The organism is Stenotrophomonas sp. 05N37, from assembly GCF_056397365.1.
In genome coordinates, this window is sequence record NZ_JBFTNG010000006.1 from 208,837 (window position 1) to 226,093 (window position 17,257).

16 protein-coding genes are annotated in these 17,257 nt (G+C 66.5%); 8 read left to right on the forward strand and 8 right to left on the reverse strand.

The features are described 5' to 3' along the window. Positions 1 to 45: 45 nt before the first annotated feature. Both AC1DGC_RS16560 and AC1DGC_RS16565 read left to right on the forward strand, forming a co-directional pair. On the forward strand, positions 46 to 2,418 hold the full coding sequence (locus AC1DGC_RS16560) for a 3-hydroxyacyl-CoA dehydrogenase/enoyl-CoA hydratase family protein (RefSeq protein ID WP_478048376.1): 2,373 nt from the start codon (positions 46 to 48) through the stop codon (positions 2,416 to 2,418). 73 nt (positions 2,419 to 2,491) lie between these two features. After that, entirely contained in the window at positions 2,492 to 3,700 is a 1,209-nt protein-coding gene (locus tag AC1DGC_RS16565; protein WP_259208453.1) for an acetyl-CoA C-acyltransferase, read from the forward strand. 243 nt (positions 3,701 to 3,943) lie between these two features. Here the strand turns inward: AC1DGC_RS16565 and galU are convergent, their stop codons facing one another. From galU to cmk, 8 genes are all read right to left on the reverse strand, one after another. Then, complete coding sequence (galU, locus tag AC1DGC_RS16570; protein WP_259208450.1) at positions 3,944 to 4,828, reverse strand: UTP--glucose-1-phosphate uridylyltransferase GalU; 885 nt, start codon at positions 4,826 to 4,828, stop codon at positions 3,944 to 3,946. Next, on the reverse strand, positions 4,825 to 6,732 hold the full coding sequence (locus AC1DGC_RS16575) for a polysaccharide biosynthesis protein (RefSeq protein WP_259208447.1): 1,908 nt from the start codon (positions 6,730 to 6,732) through the stop codon (positions 4,825 to 4,827). Before AC1DGC_RS16575 ends, galU begins: the two co-directional genes overlap by 4 nt. A 16-nt stretch (positions 6,733 to 6,748) precedes the next feature. Next, positions 6,749 to 7,723, reverse strand: coding sequence for an MraY family glycosyltransferase (locus AC1DGC_RS16580; protein ID WP_449336360.1), 975 nt, complete (start codon positions 7,721 to 7,723; stop codon positions 6,749 to 6,751). 3 nt (positions 7,724 to 7,726) lie between these two features. Further along, positions 7,727 to 8,905 carry a lipopolysaccharide assembly protein LapB gene (lapB, locus tag AC1DGC_RS16585; RefSeq protein WP_259208443.1) on the reverse strand — a complete coding sequence of 393 codons (1,179 nt, stop codon included), beginning with the start codon at positions 8,903 to 8,905 and terminating at the stop codon, positions 7,727 to 7,729. A 6-nt stretch (positions 8,906 to 8,911) separates the two neighbouring features. Continuing rightward, positions 8,912 to 9,202 carry a LapA family protein gene (locus tag AC1DGC_RS16590; protein ID WP_259208441.1) on the reverse strand — a complete coding sequence of 97 codons (291 nt, stop codon included), beginning with the start codon at positions 9,200 to 9,202 and terminating at the stop codon, positions 8,912 to 8,914. Between the two features lie 98 nt (positions 9,203 to 9,300). Then, positions 9,301 to 9,606, reverse strand: coding sequence for an integration host factor subunit beta (locus AC1DGC_RS16595; protein ID WP_017355596.1), 306 nt, complete (start codon positions 9,604 to 9,606; stop codon positions 9,301 to 9,303). A gap of 87 nt (positions 9,607 to 9,693) precedes the next feature. Next, positions 9,694 to 11,379 (reverse strand): 30S ribosomal protein S1, encoded by a 1,686-nt coding sequence (gene rpsA, locus AC1DGC_RS16600; protein ID WP_068851279.1) that lies wholly within the window; start codon positions 11,377 to 11,379, stop codon positions 9,694 to 9,696. Between the two features lie 196 nt (positions 11,380 to 11,575). Beyond that, positions 11,576 to 12,256 carry a (d)CMP kinase gene (gene cmk, locus AC1DGC_RS16605; RefSeq protein ID WP_259208432.1) on the reverse strand — a complete coding sequence of 227 codons (681 nt, stop codon included), beginning with the start codon at positions 12,254 to 12,256 and terminating at the stop codon, positions 11,576 to 11,578. A gap of 194 nt (positions 12,257 to 12,450) precedes the next feature. Between cmk and ykgO the strand changes: the two genes are divergently transcribed. From ykgO to AC1DGC_RS16635, 6 genes are all read left to right on the forward strand, one after another. Beyond that, positions 12,451 to 12,576, forward strand: coding sequence for a type B 50S ribosomal protein L36 (ykgO, locus tag AC1DGC_RS16610; protein ID WP_017355593.1), 126 nt, complete (start codon positions 12,451 to 12,453; stop codon positions 12,574 to 12,576). Between the two features lie 181 nt (positions 12,577 to 12,757). Beyond that, on the forward strand, positions 12,758 to 13,090 hold the full coding sequence (locus tag AC1DGC_RS16615; protein WP_394163624.1) for a hypothetical protein: 333 nt from the start codon (positions 12,758 to 12,760) through the stop codon (positions 13,088 to 13,090). A gap of 43 nt (positions 13,091 to 13,133) precedes the next feature. Beyond that, complete coding sequence (locus AC1DGC_RS16620) at positions 13,134 to 14,171, forward strand: agmatine deiminase family protein (RefSeq protein WP_478048377.1); 1,038 nt, start codon at positions 13,134 to 13,136, stop codon at positions 14,169 to 14,171. 203 nt (positions 14,172 to 14,374) lie between these two features. Continuing rightward, positions 14,375 to 15,262, forward strand: a complete 888-nt coding sequence (locus AC1DGC_RS16625; protein ID WP_259208422.1) for a carbon-nitrogen hydrolase — start codon at positions 14,375 to 14,377, stop codon at positions 15,260 to 15,262. Positions 15,263 to 15,279: 17 nt separating this feature from the next. Beyond that, the gene (locus AC1DGC_RS16630; protein WP_259208419.1) at positions 15,280 to 15,810 is read left to right on the forward strand and encodes a GNAT family N-acetyltransferase; all 531 of its coding nucleotides are present in this window, start codon (positions 15,280 to 15,282) and stop codon (positions 15,808 to 15,810) included. A gap of 1 nt (position 15,811) precedes the next feature. Next, a complete protein-coding gene (locus AC1DGC_RS16635; protein ID WP_478048378.1) occupies positions 15,812 to 17,035 on the forward strand; it encodes a TraB/GumN family protein in 1,224 nt (407 codons plus the stop codon). Positions 17,036 to 17,257: the final 222 nt, after the last annotated feature.

Genomic DNA, 17,257 nt, shown 5'->3' on the forward strand with positions numbered 1-17,257 from the left:
GCGCTGCCCGGCTGCACCGACGTTGACCAACAAAGGCTTATCGACATGTCCAATTCCCTGCTAGTCCGCCGCGCCGCCGTGCTGGGTGCCGGCGTCATGGGTGCCCAGATCGCGGCCCACCTGACCAATGCCGGCGTCGACACCGTGCTGTTCGACCTTCCCGCCAAGGAAGGTCCGGCCGATGGCATCGTGCTCAAGGCAATCGCCAACCTGGGCAAGCTCAGCCCTGCCCCGCTCGCCAGCAAGTCCTACGCCGAGGCGATCACCCCGGCCAACTATGAGACCGGCCTGGAGCAGCTCAAGGACTGCGACCTGATCATCGAAGCCATCGCCGAACGGATGGACTGGAAGCAGGACCTGTACAAGAAGATCGCCCCGTTCGTGGCCGATCACGCCGTGCTGGCCTCCAACACCTCCGGCCTGGGCATCAACAAGCTCGCCGACGTGCTGCCCGAGCAGCTGCGCCACCGCTTCTGCGGCGTGCATTTCTTCAACCCGCCGCGCTACATGCACCTGGCCGAGCTGATCCCGGCCAGCACCACCGATGCGGCGGTGCTGGAAGGCCTGGAAGCCTTCCTGGTCACCACCCTGGGCAAGGGCGTGGTGTACGCCAAGGACACCCCGAACTTCATCGGCAACCGCATCGGCGTGTTTTCGATCCTGTCCACCATCCACCACACGCAGGCATTCGGCCTGGGCTTCGACGAAGTCGACGGCCTGACCGGCCCGTTGGTCGGTCGCCCGAAGTCGGCCACCTACCGCACCTCCGACGTGGTCGGCCTGGACACCATGGCGCACGTGATCAAGACCATGGGCGACACCCTGCCCAACGATCCGTGGCATGAGTTCTTCAAATCGCCAAAGTGGCTGGACGCGCTGATCGCCAAGGGCGCGCTGGGCCAGAAGGCCGGTGCTGGCATCTTCCGCAAGGTCGGCAAGGACATCGTCGTCCTCGATCTGGAAAAGCAGGACTACCGCCCGGCCGACCGCACCGCCGCCCCGGAAGTGGTCGAGATCCTGAAGATCCGAAACCCGGCCGAGAAGTTCGCCAAGCTGCGCGAGAGCGAGCACCCGCAGGCGCAGTTCCTGTGGGCGACCTTCCGCGACCTGTTCCACTACAGCGCCTACCACCTGGCCGACATCGCCGAGACCGCGCGCGACGTGGACCTGGCCATCCGCTGGGGCTACGGCTGGTCGCTGGGCCCGTTCGAAACCTGGCAGGCGGCCGGCTGGAAGCAGGTCGCGCAGTGGATCGCCGATGACATCGTCGCCGGCAAGAGCATGAGCAACGCGCCCCTGCCGGATTGGGTGTTCGATGGCCGCGAGGGCGTGCACGCCGCCGAAGGCAGCTACAGCCCGTCGCGCAATGCCAAGCTGCCGCGCTCGGCGCTGCCGGTGTACCAGCGCCAGCGCTTCCCCGATCCGCTGCTGGGCGAAACCTTCAGCCCGGGCGAGACCGTGTTCGAGAACGACGGCGTGCGCATGTGGCACGACGGCGACGGCATTGCCGTGGTCAGCTTCAAGACCAAGATGAACACCGTCTCCGACCACGTGCTCGATGGCCTGCAGGAAGCGATCAAGCGCGCCGAAAAAGACTTCAAGGGCCTGGTGATCTGGCAGCAGAAGGAGCCCTTCTCTGCCGGTGCCGACCTGGCCGGTGCGCTGGGCCTGCTGCAGGCCGGCAAGGTCGAGCAGTTCGAAGAAATGGTGCACAACTTCCAGCGCACCAGCCAGGCGATCAAGTACTCGCTGGTACCGGTGGTGACCGCCGTGCGCGGCCTGGCCCTGGGCGGCGGTTGCGAGTTCCAGATGCACAGCGCCAAGAGCGTGGCCGCGCTGGAAAGCTACATCGGCCTGGTCGAAGCCGGCGTCGGCCTGCTGCCGGCCGGCGGCGGGCTGAAGGAACTGGCGGTGCGCGCCTCGCAGGCGGCCGGCCCGGGCGGTGACGTCTTTGCCGAGCTGAAGAAGACCTTCGAAACCGTGGCCATGGCCAAGGTCTCCAACTCGGCGGTCAACGCCAAGGAACTGGGCCTGATGCGCGCCACCGACAAGGTGGTGTTCAACAGCTTCGAAGCGCTCTACATCGCCAAGGCCGAAGTGCAGGCGCTGGCCGACGGCGGTTACCGTCCGCCGATGCCGGCCCGTCGCATCCAGGTGGCCGGCGACGTCGGCATCGCCACCTTCAAGATGATGCTGGTCAACATGCTGGAAGGCCGTTTCATCAGCCCGTACGACTACGAGATCGCCGTGCGCATCGCCACCGTGCTGTGCGGCGGCGAAGTGGATCGCGGCACGCTGGTGGACGAAGAATGGCTGCTGACCCTGGAGCGCAAGCACTTCGTCGAACTGGCCCAGCAGGAAAAGACCCAGGCCCGCATCGCGCACATGCTCAAGACCGGCAAGCCGCTGCGCAATTGATGGCCCCTCCCTGCTTTCGGTGGGTGCCGACCACAGGTCGGCACTCCGGCAAAAATTTCGAGAGATCACTGCAATGACCAAGCAAATCCAGGACGCCTACATCGTCGCCGCCACCCGCACCCCGGTTGGCAAGGCGCCCAAGGGCGTGTTCCGCAATACCCGCCCCGACGACATGCTCGCCCACGTGCTCCGCTCGGTGGTCGCACAGGCCCCGGGCATCGACCTCAACCGCATCGATGACGCGATCATCGGCTGCGCCATGCCCGAAGCCGAGCAGGGCATGAACGTGGCGCGCATCGGCGTGCTGCTGGCCGGCCTGCCGGACACCATCGCCGCTCAGACCGTCAACCGCTTCTGCTCCTCCGGCCTGCAGGCCGTGGCGATGGCGGCCGACCAGATCCGCCTGGGCAATTCGGACCTGATGCTGGCCGGTGGCACCGAGTCGATGTCGATGGTGCCGATGATGGGCAACAAGATCGCGATGGCCCCGAGCGTGTTCGACAACGACCACGTCGCCATCGCCTACGGCATGGGCATCACCGCCGAGAAGGTCGCCGAGGAGTGGAAGGTCTCGCGCGAGGAGCAGGACGCCTTTGCGCTGGCCTCGCACCAGAAGGCCATCGCCGCGATCCAGAACGGCGACTTCAAGGACGAGATCAGCCCCTACGACGTGCGCACCCGCCAGCCCGACCTGGCTGACGGCCGCCGCATCATCACCCGCGACAAGATCGTCGACACCGACGAAGGCCCGCGCCTGGATTCATCCGCCGAGGGCCTGGCCAAGCTGCGCCCGGTGTTCCGCAACGGCCAGTTCGGCGGCACCGTGACCGCCGGCAACTCCTCGCAGATGAGCGACGGCGCCGGTGCGGTGCTGCTGGCCTCCGAGCAGGCGATCAAGGACTACGGCCTGACCCCGCTGGCCCGCTTCGTCAGCTTCTCGGTCGCCGGCGTGCGCCCGGAAGTGATGGGCATCGGCCCGATCGCCGCGATCCCCAAGGCGCTCAAGCAGGCCGGCCTGAGCCAGGACCAGCTGGACTGGATCGAGCTCAATGAAGCCTTCGCCGCGCAGTCGCTGGCGGTCATCCGCGATTGCGGCCTGGACCCGTCCAAGGTCAACCCGCTGGGCGGCGCGATCGCCCTGGGCCACCCGCTGGGCGCGACCGGCGCGATCCGTACCGCCACCCTGCTGCACGGCCTGCGCCGTCGCCAGCAGAAGTACGGCATGGTCACCATGTGCATCGGCACCGGCATGGGCGCGGCGGGCATCTTCGAGTCGCTGTGATGCATCGGCGGTGCCGGCCCAGCGCCGGCACTTGCCACGCGGCAGGTATCGACCGTTGGTCGATACGGCAGTGAGAAAACGGTAGGTGCCAGCCGTTGGTGGGCACTTGAAACGCAAAAGGGCAGCCGCGAGGCTGCCCTTTTTGTTTACCGTGACCGGAAACCCGTGCGCAGTGCCGAGCCATGCCCGGCAACACCACCCCGCCCGCGTCGACGGGCGGCCGGGCATGGCCCGGCGCCAGGGTCAGCCGTCGGCCAGCGCCTTCTGCAGCATCTCGCGGGCGGGGCCGGCCAGCTTCTCGTTGTTGAGCGCGAAGCGGATGGTGGCCTCGACCAGGCCCAGGTGGGTGCCGCAATCGAACCGCGTGCCCTCGAACCGGTACGCGTCCACGCGCTCGCTGTTGAGCAGCTCGGCAATGGCATCGGTCAGCTGGATCTCACCGCCGGCACCGGTGCCGGTGGCTTCGAGCAGCTCGAAGATCTTCGGGCTCAGCACGTAGCGGCCGACCACGGCCAGGTCGCTCGGTGCGTCTTCCGGCTTCGGCTTCTCGACGATCGCGCTGATCCGGCCCTGGCGGCCGTCGAAGGTGTCGGTGGCCACGATGCCGTAGCTGCCGGTCTTGTCGTGCGGGACGTCCTCGACCGCGATGATGCTCGCGCCGCTGGCCTGGTTGGCATCGGCCATCTGCTTGAGTGCACCGTCGCCCTTGTTCCAGATCAGGTCGTCGGGCAGCAGGACCGCGAACGGCTCGTCACCGACGATGGCCTTGGCGCACAGCACCGCATGGCCCAGGCCCAGTGCCTCGGCCTGGGTGACGAAGATCGCGCGCACGCCGTTGGGCAGCACGTGGCGCACCAGTTCAAGCTGCTCGGTCTTGCCGGCGCGCTCGAGCTTCTGCTCCAGCTCGTAGGCCTTGTCGAAATAGTCGGCGACCGCGTGCTTGTAGCGGTTGGTAATGAAGATCAGGGTGTCGCAACCGGCTTCGATCGCCTCGTCGACGGCGTACTGGATAAGCGGCCGATCGATGATCGGCAGCATTTCCTTGGGAACCGTCTTGGTTGCGGGCAGGAAACGCGTGCCCAGCCCTGCCACCGGGAAAACCGCCTTGCGAATACGCTTGTTCGTCACAGCCTGTTGGCCTCTCGTGCCGGGAAAGGAAGCACTTTAGCCGAGGCGACGTGATCGTCCTGTTGCAACGGCGAGAACTCCGGCATGGTCGCGAACAGGATGTTGTTGATGGCATCGGTGTCGTAGGTGGCGATCGCCTCGCGCAGCCGCGGCACGTTGCCAAGCACCTGCTCACGCGCGAACGTGCGCACGCCGGCCTCCAGGATCTTCGGGTGCGCGGTCGGGCGATAGTCCTCGTCCGAATAGAACAGGGTCTCGTGCAGCTTCTCGCCCGGGCGCAGCCCGGTGTAGATGATCGCGATGTCCTTGTACGGCTGCTTGCCGGCCAGGCGGATCATCTGCTCGGCCAGCACCCGGATCGGCACGGGCTCGCCCATGTCCAGGGTGTAGATGGCCCCATGCGACGCCGAGGCGGCCGCCTGCAGGATGAGCTGGCAGGCCTCGGGAATGGTCATGAAATAGCGGGTGACTTCCGGGTCGGTCACGGTGACCGGGCCGCCCTTGAGGATCTGCTCGCGGAACAGCGGCACCACGCTGCCGGCCGAGGCCAGCACGTTGCCGAAGCGCACGGTCACGAAACGGGTGTGGCTGGTCTTCTGGTCCAGGCTCTGGCAGATCATCTCCGCATAGCGCTTGCTGGCGCCGAGTGCGTTGACCGGGTCGACCGCCTTGTCGGTGGAGATGAAGACGAAATGCTCGATGCGGGCTTCGACGCAGGCGCGGGCCACCGTCTCGGTGGACAGGATGTTGTTGCGCACCGCTTCGCGCAGCTGGCGCTCCAGCACCGGCACCTGCTTGTAGGCGGCGGCATGGAAGACCGCATCGACGCTGGCCATGGACAGCGCGTGGCGGATCACCGCCGGGTCGCCGCAGTCGCCGAGCACGGCCTCCACTTCCAGGTCCGGGAAGCTGCGCTTGAGCTCGGCCTCGATGGTCAGCAGCAGCAGCTCGCTCATTTCCAGCAGGATGATGCGCCCGGCACCGTGGCGCGCGCACTGGCGGCACAGCTCCGAGCCGATCGAGCCGCCGGCGCCGGTCACCAGCACGGTGCGCCCGCCCAGCCAGCCGCGGATCAGCGACCAGTCCGGCAGGATCGGCTTGCGCCCCAGCAGGTCCTCGATCGCCACTTCCTTGAGCTCGCCGGGCAGCGAATGCCCCAGCAGCACGTCATTGAGCTTGGGCACCATGCGGAACGGCACGCCGGTGGCCTCGCAGATGGCGACCACGCGCTGCATGCCCACCGCGTCCAGCGAAGGGATGGCGATCACCAGCAGCTTGGCCGCGGTCTCGCGCACGGCCGCCGGCGCATCGTCGAGCGTGCCCAGGATCGGCAGGCCCTGCAGCTTGGCCCCCTGCAGGTGCGGGGCGTCGTCGAGCAGGCCGACCGGTTCGAAATCGCCGGAGCGGCGCAGGTCGCGGACCAGCGCCTCGGCCGCCTGTCCGGCGCCGAGGATCAGCACGCGACGGGCGGTGGCATCGGACTGCAGCGACTGATAGTCCTTCCATGCCCGGTACAGCAGGCGCGGCGCGCCCAGCAGCGCCGACAGCGCGAACGGATAGATCACCAGCACCGACATCGGCACGCCATTGAAGCGCTTGTAGGCCAGCACCACGACGATGGCCAGCAGGCCGATGAAGCTGGCTTTGAAGATATTGAGCAGGTCGGCCACGCTGGCGAAACGCCAGAGGCCGCGATACAGGCCCACCCGCCAGAACACCACCGCCTGGATCACCAGCACCAGCGAGGTGTCGATGTTCCACAGGGGCAGCGAGGGGGCATCGGCCAGCATCGAATAGCGGCCGGCATGCAGCAGCTGCCAGCAGGCCCAGACCATGAACAGGTCGTGGACCACGATGGCGCCGCGTGGAATCAAACTGGTAAGACGGTCCTGCCAAGGCGTCATAAAACAAACAATCCTTCTAGTTGCGCATTCCCTTGCGCAGGAGTAGCCACAAACCGGTCGCGAAGATCAACCACGCGACGGCCACGGCAGCCTCCCACCTCGGCTGCAGATCGCTGCAAGCATTAAACACTGTAATACTGAACAGACCAAAAACGAAGTACATCCCTGTCACCGAAGTGTGGCTCATGCCACCTTTAACGGCGCGCTGATAGAGATGTTGGGTGTGGGGTTCCATCCATCGCTGCCCCGACAGCATGCGCGACAGGAGTGTGAAGCCTGCGTCCACAAGAAAGGCCGAAAGCGGCACCAGCAGCAGCAACCAATGGACCTCGGTGACCACGCTGGCCAGGCAGACCAGCGCGGCGATCGCATAGCCCAGGGCGCCACTGCCGACATCGCCCATGAAGATCCGGGCCCGCGGATAGTTGAACGGCAGGAAGCCGAGACAAGCCAGGGCCAGCACCGCGCCGGCCAAGGCGAACGGCATGGGCATCACCGCGGCGAACGCCAGGCCCGCCAGGATCGCCTGGGTGGTGGCGATGCCATTGATGCCATCCATGAAGTTCCAGATGTTGATCATCGACACCGTGAACAACAACGCCAGGACCGCCTGCACCGGGTTGCCGCTGGCCTGCCAGACCAGCGCGGCCACCAGCGCGGATGCCACCAGGTGCACCAGCAGGCGGCGCACCGCCGGCAGCGGCCGGTGGTCGTCCCACCAGCCGATCCCCGCGACCAGCACCAGGCCGACCCCGAACACCAGCAGCGCCACGCGCCCGCCGGGCCAGGCCAGGCCGGCGGCCGCGGTGGCCAGCAGCAGCGTCAGCACGATCGCGATGCCGCCGCCGCGCGGGGTGGCCACGCCATGGCTGCGGCGCTCGCCGGGCTGGTCCATGAGATTGCGACGCAACGCGTACTGGCGCGCCACCCAGGTAAGCAGCGCCGCGATCACCAGCACCGCTGGCAATCCGATCATCCAGGCAACGGGCATCGCTTAGAGCACCGCGTAGTTCAGCAGCGGCTTGACCGTGCCCCACTCCTTGCAGCTGGGGCATTGCCAGTGGTGGGTACGTGCCCCGAACCCGCAACGGGTGCAGCGGTAGGCCGGGTTGCGTACCAGCAACTGGTCGGTGATGTGCTTGAGGTCGTGCAAAGTCGCGGTGGAATCGGCGCCCTCGGCCAGAGTCAGGTCGATCAGCGCCGATTCGCCACGCACCGACGGCCGGTCCTTGAGCTGGCGCCCGAGGTAGGCGCGCGCCGGGGCAACGCCTTCCTGCTCTTCCATCAACTGGGTCAGCGCCAGCACCGGGGCGATACCGCGGTAGTGCTCGGTCATTTCCGACAGGAACGCGCGCGCGCCGCCCAGGTCACCGACCTTGCGGTAGTTCTGCATCAGCGCCTGCAGGACTTCCGGCAGGTACTCCGGATCATTGCGGGCGGCACGTTCGAAGGCGCGCACGGCGGCCTCGGCGTTGCCAGCGTCGGCCTCCAGGCGGCCTTCGATGATGCCGGCACGGACGGACATCGCATCGGCCTGGTAGGCGCGCGCGATCGCCGCCCTCGCCTCCTCGATCTTGCCCGCGCCACGGAAGCGCTCGGCCAGTTCGCATTCGAACTGCCCGATCAGCTTGCCCATGGGCTCGCCGGTGACTTCCTCGAACCGGCTGGCGTTGTCGATCGCCTTTTCCCAATCGCGCTCGGCCTGGTAGATCCCGATCAGGTGCTTGAGCGCCTGCGGGGCGCGCTGGTCGATCTGCGCCAGTTCGGTGAACACGGTCTCGGCGCGATCCAGCAGGCCGGACTTCATGTAGTCCTCGCCCAGCGCCAGCAGTGCCTGCACGCGCTGCGCGTCGTTCAGGTCGGCGCGGTTGACCAGGCCCTGGTGCAGGCGGATCGCGCGGTCCACTTCGCCGCGACGGCGGAACAGGTGGCCCAGCGCGACCTGGGTTTCAAAGGTTTCCTTGTCCAGCTCGGCGATATGCAGGAACAGCTCGATCGCCTTGTCCGGCTGCTCGTTGAGCAGGTAGTTCAAGCCACGGAAGTAGGTGCTGGAGAGGCGGCTGACCTGGTTGTCGCCGTGGCGCTGGCCACCGCGACGGCCGATCACCCAGCCGGACACCGCCGCCAACGGCAGGAACAGGAAGAACCAGAACCACTCGGAGACAAATTCCATCGGCGCTCAGCGTCCGTCGAAAGGAGAAGAAGGGGTGGGAGCAGGCGCCACGACCACGGTCGGGCCTGCCTTCTGCGCCTTGCGCAGTTTTGCGTACAACGGGATCACCAGGCTGGCCAGCACGATGCCGCCACCGATGATGGCACCGGACAACAGGGCGATGATGATCGCCAGGCCGGTGGTGGAATTGATATGGGTGAAGCCCAGGCTGATGACGATCGGGTCTGAATTGAGCGCACCGACGATGAGCCCGAACACCAGAACCGCCAACAGGATCAGCAGACGTACGACTTTCATGCAGCAGCTCCAGTTCCGGGAGATTCAAGAGTAGCGGAATATGGAGCGGCGGGACAAAAGAGACGCGGACCAGAAGAGCAACGGACCAACGGGCCGCTCTACGCGGGGTCGCTTTCCAGCGGCACCACGGCGCTGACGCGTTCGCGCAGCTCCTTGCCCGGTTTGAAGTGCGGGACATGCTTGCCCGGCAACGCGACCGATTCCCCGGTCTTGGGGTTGCGCCCCAGCCGTGGCGGCCGGTAGTGCAACGAAAAACTGCCGAACCCGCGGATCTCGATGCGATCCCCGCCGGCCAGCGCCCCACCCATCATCTCCAGCAACGACTTTACCGCCAGATCGACATCGTCCGATTTCAAATGCGCCTGTCGGCGCGCCAGGATTTCGATCAGCTCGGATTTGGTCATTACGGGCTCTTCGAGGGGAACTCAGACCCTGAAACGGCCCGGACTGATGTCCGGGCCGTCCAGGAAACTACGCCAGCGACAAACCGATTACTCGGACTTGTTGCCGTTCAGCTGTGCACGCAGCAGCGCGCCGAGCTGGGTGGTGCCGCTGGATGCTGACGAGGACTGGTATTCCTCCAGCACTTCGCGCATTTCCGCGTCGTCCTTGGCCTTGATCGACAGCTGCAGGGTACGACCCTTGCGATCCATGCCCACGAACTTGGCTTCCACCTTGTCGCCGACCTTCAGGAACTGGGTCGCGTCGTCCACGCGCTCGTTGGCAACGTCGCGAGCGGCCACGTAGCCTTCGATGCCGTCAGCCAGTTCGATGGTAGCGCCCTTGGCGTCCACTTCCTTGACCACGCCTTCGACCTTGGAACCCTTCGGGTTGGCAGCCATGTACTGACCGAACGGATCCTGCTCCAGCTGCTTGACGCCCAGGCTGATGCGCTCGCGCTCCGGATCGACGGCCAGGACGACGGCGTCCAGGTTGTCGCCCTTCTTGAAGTTGCGGACCACGTCTTCGCCGGTGGTGTTCCAGCTGATGTCGGACAGGTGCACCAGGCCATCGATACCGCCGTCCAGGCCGATGAAGATGCCGAAGTCGGTGATCGACTTGATCTGGCCCGACACCTTGTCGCCCTTCTTGTGGATGGCAGCGAAGGTTTCCCACGGATTGGCGGCAACCTGCTTCATGCCCAGCGAGATGCGGCGACGCTCCTCGTCGACGTCCAGGACCATGACTTCAACTTCGTCACCGACCTGCACAACCTTGGACGGGTTGACGTTCTTGTTGGTCCAATCCATTTCGGACACGTGCACCAGGCCTTCCACGCCCGGCTCGATCTCGACGAACGCGCCGTAATCGGTCACGTTGGAGACCTTGCCGAAGACGCGGCTGTTGGCCGGGTAACGACGGGCGATGTTGTCCCACGGATCCTCGCCCAGCTGCTTCAGGCCGAGCGAAACGCGGTTGCGCTCGCGGTCGAACTTCAGCACGCGCACGTCCAGCTCGTCGCCGACGTTCACGACTTCGGACGGATGGCGCACGCGCTTCCAGGCCATGTCGGTGATGTGCAGCAGGCCGTCGATACCGCCCAGGTCCACGAACGCGCCGTAATCGGTCAGGTTCTTGACGACACCCTTCAGGATCGCGCCTTCCTGCAGCTTGTCCATCAGCTGCTCGCGCTCTTCCGAGTGCTCGCTTTCGACGACAGCGCGGCGCGAGACCACGACGTTGTTACGCTTGCGGTCCAGCTTGATGAGCTTGAATTCCAGCTCCTTGCCTTCCAGGTAGGCCGGATCGCGCACGGGGCGCACATCGACCAGGGAACCCGGCAGGAACGCGCGGACATCCTTGATGTCCACGGTGAAACCACCCTTGACCTTGCCGCTGATGCGGCCGGTGATGGTTTCGTTCTTTTCCAACGCTTCTTCCAGCTCGTCCCACACCATCGCGCGCTTGGCCTTCTCGCGCGACAGGACGGTCTCACCGAAGCCGTTCTCGATGGAATCGAGGGCGACCTTGACGACGTCGCCTTCGGCGACATCGATCTCGCCAGCGTCGTTACGGAACTGCTCGATCGGCACGATGCCTTCAGACTTCAGGCCGGCGTTGATCACCACGACGTCGCCGCGGACTTCAACGACAACACCGCTGACGATGGCGCCCGGCTTCAGCTTGGCCAGATTGGCCTGGCTGGCTTCAAACAGTTCGGCAAATGATTCGGTCATTAGATTTACTCTGTTGGACACATGGGTCGGTTGGCTTCCCTTCGGGGAATGGCTACCGCCCGCCTGTTCGTCGACCCCGGTACTGCAGGCCGTGTGTTAAGTAGGAAAACCGCCACGCATCATTGCGGGACGGAGCTTGTGCTGCCTTGCGATGTGCGACACCGCCGGTGCCCTGGCGGTCCTCCTGTACAACGGATCAGGCACCCGAAACCGGAAGCAGATCCAACACATTGGCAACGACCTGGTCGATGCCGATGCCACTGGTGTCGATGATGACGGCATCGTCTGCCGGCTTCAGGGGCGCCACTGTGCGCTGTGCATCACGGGCGTCGCGGGCCATGATCTCGCGCAGGAGGTCATCAAAGTTAACAGAAACCCCCTTGTCTTTCAACTGCTTATGCCGACGCCCCGCCCGCTCCTCCGCGCTCGCCGTCAGGAAGACCTTGAATGGGGCATCCGGGAAGATCACCGTGCCCATGTCACGGCCGTCGGCGACCAGGCCGGGCAGAATCCTGAATGCGCGCTGGCGCTCTTTCAGCGCGGCGCGGACCTCCGGAATGGCCGCGATGGCCGAGGCCAGCGCGCCGGTGGTCTCCAGGCGCAGCTCGTCGGTTGCGTCGGTTTCATTGACCACCACCCGCAGCCCCCCGTCGGCCGCCTCGACGAAGCGGACATGGGTGTCGAAGGTGCAGCGGACCAGTGCCGAGGCGTCGGAGGTGTCGATATCGGCCCAGCTCGCGGCCACGCCCACGGCGCGATACAAGGCGCCCGAATCCAGGTAATGCCAGCCCAGGCGGCGTGCGACAATGCGGCTGACGGTACCCTTGCCGGCCCCGGACGGGCCGTCGATGGTGAGCACGGGAGGAAGCTGGTTCATGGGTTTCCCTGTGGAATGGACCGCCCATTCTAGCCCCCGCCCGGGGGCCTTCGAGACCTTTTTCGTGCAACCACTTGAAAGGATGGAAAAAAGCCCGGTACAATTGCGGGCTTGAACGGGCGTCACCTGCCGATTGTCATCTGCATATCGCGGCCGCGCTCCAACCGAATCCAACGTTTACGCCGAGGTATGCAATGAAAGTCCTGTCTTCCCTGAAGTCGGCCAAGTCCCGTCACCGCGATTGCAAGGTCGTTCGTCGTCGCGGCAAGATCTTCGTGATCTGCAAGTCGAACCCGCGTTTCAAGGCTCGCCAGCGCTGAGCCGGCGGGGGTCCCGGCCTCTGGTCGCGACCATCCTGAATAAAAAGCCGCCTCCGGGCGGTTTTTTATTGCCGTTTTTGTTGTAATCGCCGGGTTGGTCGTGACGGTCGGTCGCAAGGCCGTCCGTCGTGACACGTTCCTTGCCGTGACACCTTTCTTGACCACTGGGGAGTAGATCGAGATGACGCGTTACCTGACCACCCTGCCGTTGCTTGCCGTGCTGGCCTGCGCCAGCGCCAGCGCCCACGCCGATACGCTGCTGATCGACCGCAGCCAGGAAAAGCCCGCCACCGCCCTGCCCGTCCGCGGCCAGAGCATGCAGGAGGTGCAATCCCGGTTCGGCGACCCCAGCGAGCGCCTGGACCCGCGCGGCGGCCAGAAGCGCCAGTGGCCGACGATCAACCGCTGGGTCTACCCGCAGTTCACCGTCTACTTTGAAAAGCAGAAGGTGATCGACGTGGTGGCCAACAAGGCCGACGCCAACGAGGTCGGCCCCAAGCCGCCGATCCGCTGACCCATCACTCCGCCCGCGCAGGGCGGGCCATCGCACCGAGACCATGAACGACACGCTCCGCTTTCCGGCCGAATGGGAAACCCAGTCCGCCATCCTGATCGCCTGGCCCCACGCCGACACCGACTGGGCCGACCGCCTGGGTGACGTCGAGGACACCTACATCGCCCTGGTCGCCGCCATCACCCGCTTCCAGCCGGTGCTGATCATCGTCGCCGACGATGACCTGGAGGCCTACGCCGATGCACGGCTGCGCTCCAACCGGATCGACATGGACCGCGTCCGTTTCGTCACCGCGCAGTACGACGACACCTGGCTGCGCGATTCCGGCCCGATCACGCTCACGCGCGCCGACGGCGGCTTCCGCCTGCTGGACTTCCGCTTCACCGGCTGGGGCGGCAAGTTCGACGCCAGCCTGGACGACAAGCTGGTGGGGGTACTGCATGAGGCCGGCGTGTTCGCCTCCGGCGCCGAGGTGCAGAGCATCCCGTTCGCGCTGGAAGGCGGCGGCATCGAGACCGATGGCGCCGGCACCCTGCTGACCACCTGGCAATGCCTGCACGAGCGCCACCCGGAGCGCAGCCGCGATTCGCTGAGCGCCGATCTGGCCAACTGGCTGCAGCAGGACCGCGTGCTGTGGCTGGATCACGGCTACCTCGAAGGCGACGACACCGACGCCCACATCGATACGCTGGCCCGCTTCGCCTCGACCGACAGCATCGTCTACCAGGCCTGCGATGACAGCAGCGACTCGCACTTCGTCGAACTGCAGGCGATGGGCAATGAGCTGGGCGCGCTGCGCACCGCGTCCGGTGCGCCGTATCGCCTGTTCCCGCTGCCGTGGGCGCAGCCGGTGATCGACGACGGCCGCCGCCTGGCCGCGTCCTACGCCAACTACCTGATCCTCAACGGCGCAGTGCTGATGCCGGTGTACGGCGACGTGGCCGACGACGCCGCGCGGGCCGTGCTGGCCGCGGCCTACCCGGGCCGGGAGATCGTGCCGGTGCCCTGCCGCTCGCTGATCTGGCAGAACGGCAGCCTGCACTGCATCACCATGCAGCTGCCGGAAGGCCTGCTGGCCTGACCGCCGCCCGGGCCGCGACCGTTGGGCGCCATGGAGGGCGCCCGCGAGCGGCCAATGCGTGGGTTCACGGCGTGGCCCCGGCCGCACTGCCCAGCCCGCTCCCTCGCCAGCCCCGAGGCTGCGCGCTCCCCATTTAGCGCACAGCACGCCGCGTGCACCCATCCGCGATAAACTGCGTTTTTCCCCCGCAGGACCGCACTCGGATGAGCTCACGCCACACCCTTTCCGTCGCCCTGATCCAGGAGCGCAACCACGGAGACGCCGCGGCCAACCTGGCCGTGATCGAAACGCGCGTGGCTGAAGCGGCCGCCCAGGGTGCCAAGCTGATCCTGCTGCAGGAACTGCACAACGGCGCGTACTTCTGCCAGCACGAGTCGGTGGACGAATTCGACCTGGCCGAACCGATCCCCGGCCCCAGCACCGAGCGCCTCGGCGCGCTTGCCAAGAAGCACGGCGTGGTGATCGTCGGCTCGCTGTTCGAACGCCGCGCCGCCGGCCTGTACCACAACACCGCGGTCGTCTTCGAAAAGGACGGCACGCTGCTCGGCAAGTACCGCAAGATGCACATCCCGGACGACCCGGGCTTCTACGAGAAGTTCTACTTCACCCCCGGCGACATCGGCTTCAAGCCGATCGACACCTCGGTGGGTCGCCTTGGCGTGCTGGTGTGCTGGGACCAGTGGTATCCGGAAGCGGCGCGCCTGATGGCGCTGGCCGGCGCCGAGCTGCTGCTCTACCCCACCGCGATCGGCTGGGACCCGGACGACCAGCAGGACGAACAGAACCGCCAGCGCGATGCGTGGGTGCTGAGCCACCGCGGCCATGCCGTGGCCAACGGCGTACCGGTGCTGAGCTGCAACCGCGTCGGTCATGAAGCCTCGCCGCTGGGCGCCTCGGGCATCCAGTTCTGGGGCAACAGCCACGTGCTCGGCCCGCAGGGCGAGTTCATCGCCGAGGCCGGTGGCGACCCCACCGTGCTGCTCTGCGACGTCGACCTGCAACGCAGCGAACACGTGCGCCGGATCTGGCCGTTCCTGCGCGATCGCCGCATCGATGCGTACGGCGACCTGCTCAAGCGCTACATCGACTGACCGACCAGGAACCGCCCGTGACCGTGCAGCTGCGCGACGCCCGTGACACCGATATCGATGCCATCACCGCCATCTACGCGGTGGAGGTGACCGACCTGGTCAACACCTACGAGTACGACGTGCCCGACGCGGTGGAGATGCTGCGCCGCATGCACGACATCGTCGGCCGTGGCTTCCCCTACCTCGTGGCCGACGTCGATGGCCAGGTGGCCGGCTATGCCTACGCCAATACCTACCGCGGGCGCATCGCCTACCAGTGGACCGTGGAGAATTCGGTCTACGTGGCGGGCGGCTTCCAGGGTCGCGGGGTCGGCACGGCGCTGATGCAGGGGCTGATCGACGCCTGCGTGGCACGCGGTTACCGGCAGATGGTGGCGGTGATCGGCGAGCCGACCAACACCGCCTCGATCAAGCTGCACGAGCGCTTCGGTTTCCATACCGTCGGCATTTTCCGCGGCCTCGGCCGCAAGCATGGCCGCTGGCTGGATACCGTCCAGATGCAGCGCGCGCTCGGCGATGGTGCCGACAGCGCCCCTTCGAATGAATGAAATGACTGAACCCCAACTCGATGACACCGGCGACGATCTGTTCGCCGGCCAGCCCGTGCGCGTGGTCGAACGCGACGGCGTGCGCTACACCCTGCTGGGCACCGCGCACGTTTCCCAGGCCAGCGTGGAGGCGGTGGAACGCGCCATCGGCAGCGGCCGCTTCGACGCGGTCGCGGTTGAACTGGACCCGCAACGCCTGCAGGCGCTGACCAACCCCGATGCCATGGCCAAGCTGGACCTGGTGGAGGTGATCCGCAAGGGGCGCGTGGCGCTGTTCGCCGCCAACCTGGCGCTGGCCGCCTACCAGCGCCGGCTGGCCGAGCAGTTGGGCATCGAGCCCGGTGCCGAGCTCAAGCGTGCGGTCACCCTGGCCAACCAGCACAACCTGCCGGTCCACCTGATCGACCGCGAGGTTGGGCTGACCTTCAAGCGCGCCTCGCAGCAGCTGGGCTTCTTTGGCCGGATCAAGCTGGTGATGGGCCTGGGCGCCGGCCTGTTCGCGTCCGAGGACGTGGGCGAGGACGAGATCGAGAAACTCAAGCAGGGCGACATGCTGGAAGCGAGCTTCGGCGAGTTCGCCAGCGAGAGCCCGGCGTTGTACGAGACGATCATCGGCGAGCGCGACCGCTACATGGCCACCCGCCTGCGCGAGGTGCACGACTCGGCCCAGCGCGAGGTGCTGGCCGTGGTCGGCGCCGGCCACCTGGCCGGGCTGGCGCGGTACCTGGAGACCGATACCGATGCGCCGGGCCCGTTGCGCGAGTCGCTGGAAGCGGTGCCGAAGAAGCGCAACATCCCGTGGATCACGCTGACCATCCTGGCCGTGGTGCTGACCGGTATTGCCGTGGGCTTCTACCGCGGTGGCCTCGGTGTCGGCGGCGAGTTGCTGCTGACCTGGGCGATGTACACCGGCGGCCTGGCCGGGTTGGGCTGCCTGTTGGCGGGCAGCCATCCACTGAGCATCCTGACCGCGATCGTGGTGGCTCCGTTCAAGCCGTTCCGGCTGAGCATCCCCACCGGCGCGTTTGCCGCGCTGGTGGAAACGCGGCTGCGCAAGCCGGCCTACGAGGACTTCCTCAAGCTGCGCGATGACGCGCAGAGCGTGAAGGGCTGGTACCGCAACCGGGTCACCCGCGTGGTGCTGACCTTCATGCTGACCAACCTCGGCAGCATGCTGGGGCTGTGGCTGACCGGGTTCCAGGTGTGGGGCAAGGTGGCGGGGTAATCACCCCACGCCGATGCGTATGAAAAGGCCACGCAATGCGTGGCCTTTTTTTTAGGTTCTTCGCCCCTATGCGGGGGCAAGCAGAAGCGTGCTTTGACTTCTTCCAGGCGCGCGCGGTCAGTGGGTTGGGCGCTGGGGCCCCATGCCCTTTCCGGCGAATGTCCCCCGGCGTCGGCCTGCGGCCGCCCCCTCCTCCTTTATTTCGCCTCCAAGGGCATGGGG

What these genes read in the sequence shown, in the direction of transcription:
- AC1DGC_RS16560 (WP_478048376.1), top strand. Translation starts at nt 46, where the DNA reads ATGTCCAATTCCCTGCTAGTCCGCCGCGCCGCCGTGCTGGGTGCCGGC.
- AC1DGC_RS16565 (WP_259208453.1), top strand. Translation starts at nt 2,492, where the DNA reads ATGACCAAGCAAATCCAGGACGCCTACATCGTCGCCGCCACCCGCACC.
- AC1DGC_RS16575 (WP_259208447.1), bottom strand. Translation starts at nt 6,732, where the DNA reads ATGACGCCTTGGCAGGACCGTCTTACCAGTTTGATTCCACGCGGCGCC.
- AC1DGC_RS16580 (WP_449336360.1), bottom strand. Translation starts at nt 7,723, where the DNA reads ATGCCCGTTGCCTGGATGATCGGATTGCCAGCGGTGCTGGTGATCGCG.
- lapB (WP_259208443.1), bottom strand. Translation starts at nt 8,905, where the DNA reads ATGGAATTTGTCTCCGAGTGGTTCTGGTTCTTCCTGTTCCTGCCGTTG.
- AC1DGC_RS16590 (WP_259208441.1), bottom strand. Translation starts at nt 9,202, where the DNA reads ATGAAAGTCGTACGTCTGCTGATCCTGTTGGCGGTTCTGGTGTTCGGG.
- AC1DGC_RS16595 (WP_017355596.1), bottom strand. Translation starts at nt 9,606, where the DNA reads ATGACCAAATCCGAGCTGATCGAAATCCTGGCGCGCCGACAGGCGCAT.
- rpsA (WP_068851279.1), bottom strand. Translation starts at nt 11,379, where the DNA reads ATGACCGAATCATTTGCCGAACTGTTTGAAGCCAGCCAGGCCAATCTG.
- cmk (WP_259208432.1), bottom strand. Translation starts at nt 12,256, where the DNA reads ATGAACCAGCTTCCTCCCGTGCTCACCATCGACGGCCCGTCCGGGGCC.
- ykgO (WP_017355593.1), top strand. Translation starts at nt 12,451, where the DNA reads ATGAAAGTCCTGTCTTCCCTGAAGTCGGCCAAGTCCCGTCACCGCGAT.
- AC1DGC_RS16615 (WP_394163624.1), top strand. Translation starts at nt 12,758, where the DNA reads ATGACGCGTTACCTGACCACCCTGCCGTTGCTTGCCGTGCTGGCCTGC.
- AC1DGC_RS16620 (WP_478048377.1), top strand. Translation starts at nt 13,134, where the DNA reads ATGAACGACACGCTCCGCTTTCCGGCCGAATGGGAAACCCAGTCCGCC.
- AC1DGC_RS16625 (WP_259208422.1), top strand. Translation starts at nt 14,375, where the DNA reads ATGAGCTCACGCCACACCCTTTCCGTCGCCCTGATCCAGGAGCGCAAC.
- AC1DGC_RS16635 (WP_478048378.1), top strand. Translation starts at nt 15,812, where the DNA reads ATGACTGAACCCCAACTCGATGACACCGGCGACGATCTGTTCGCCGGC.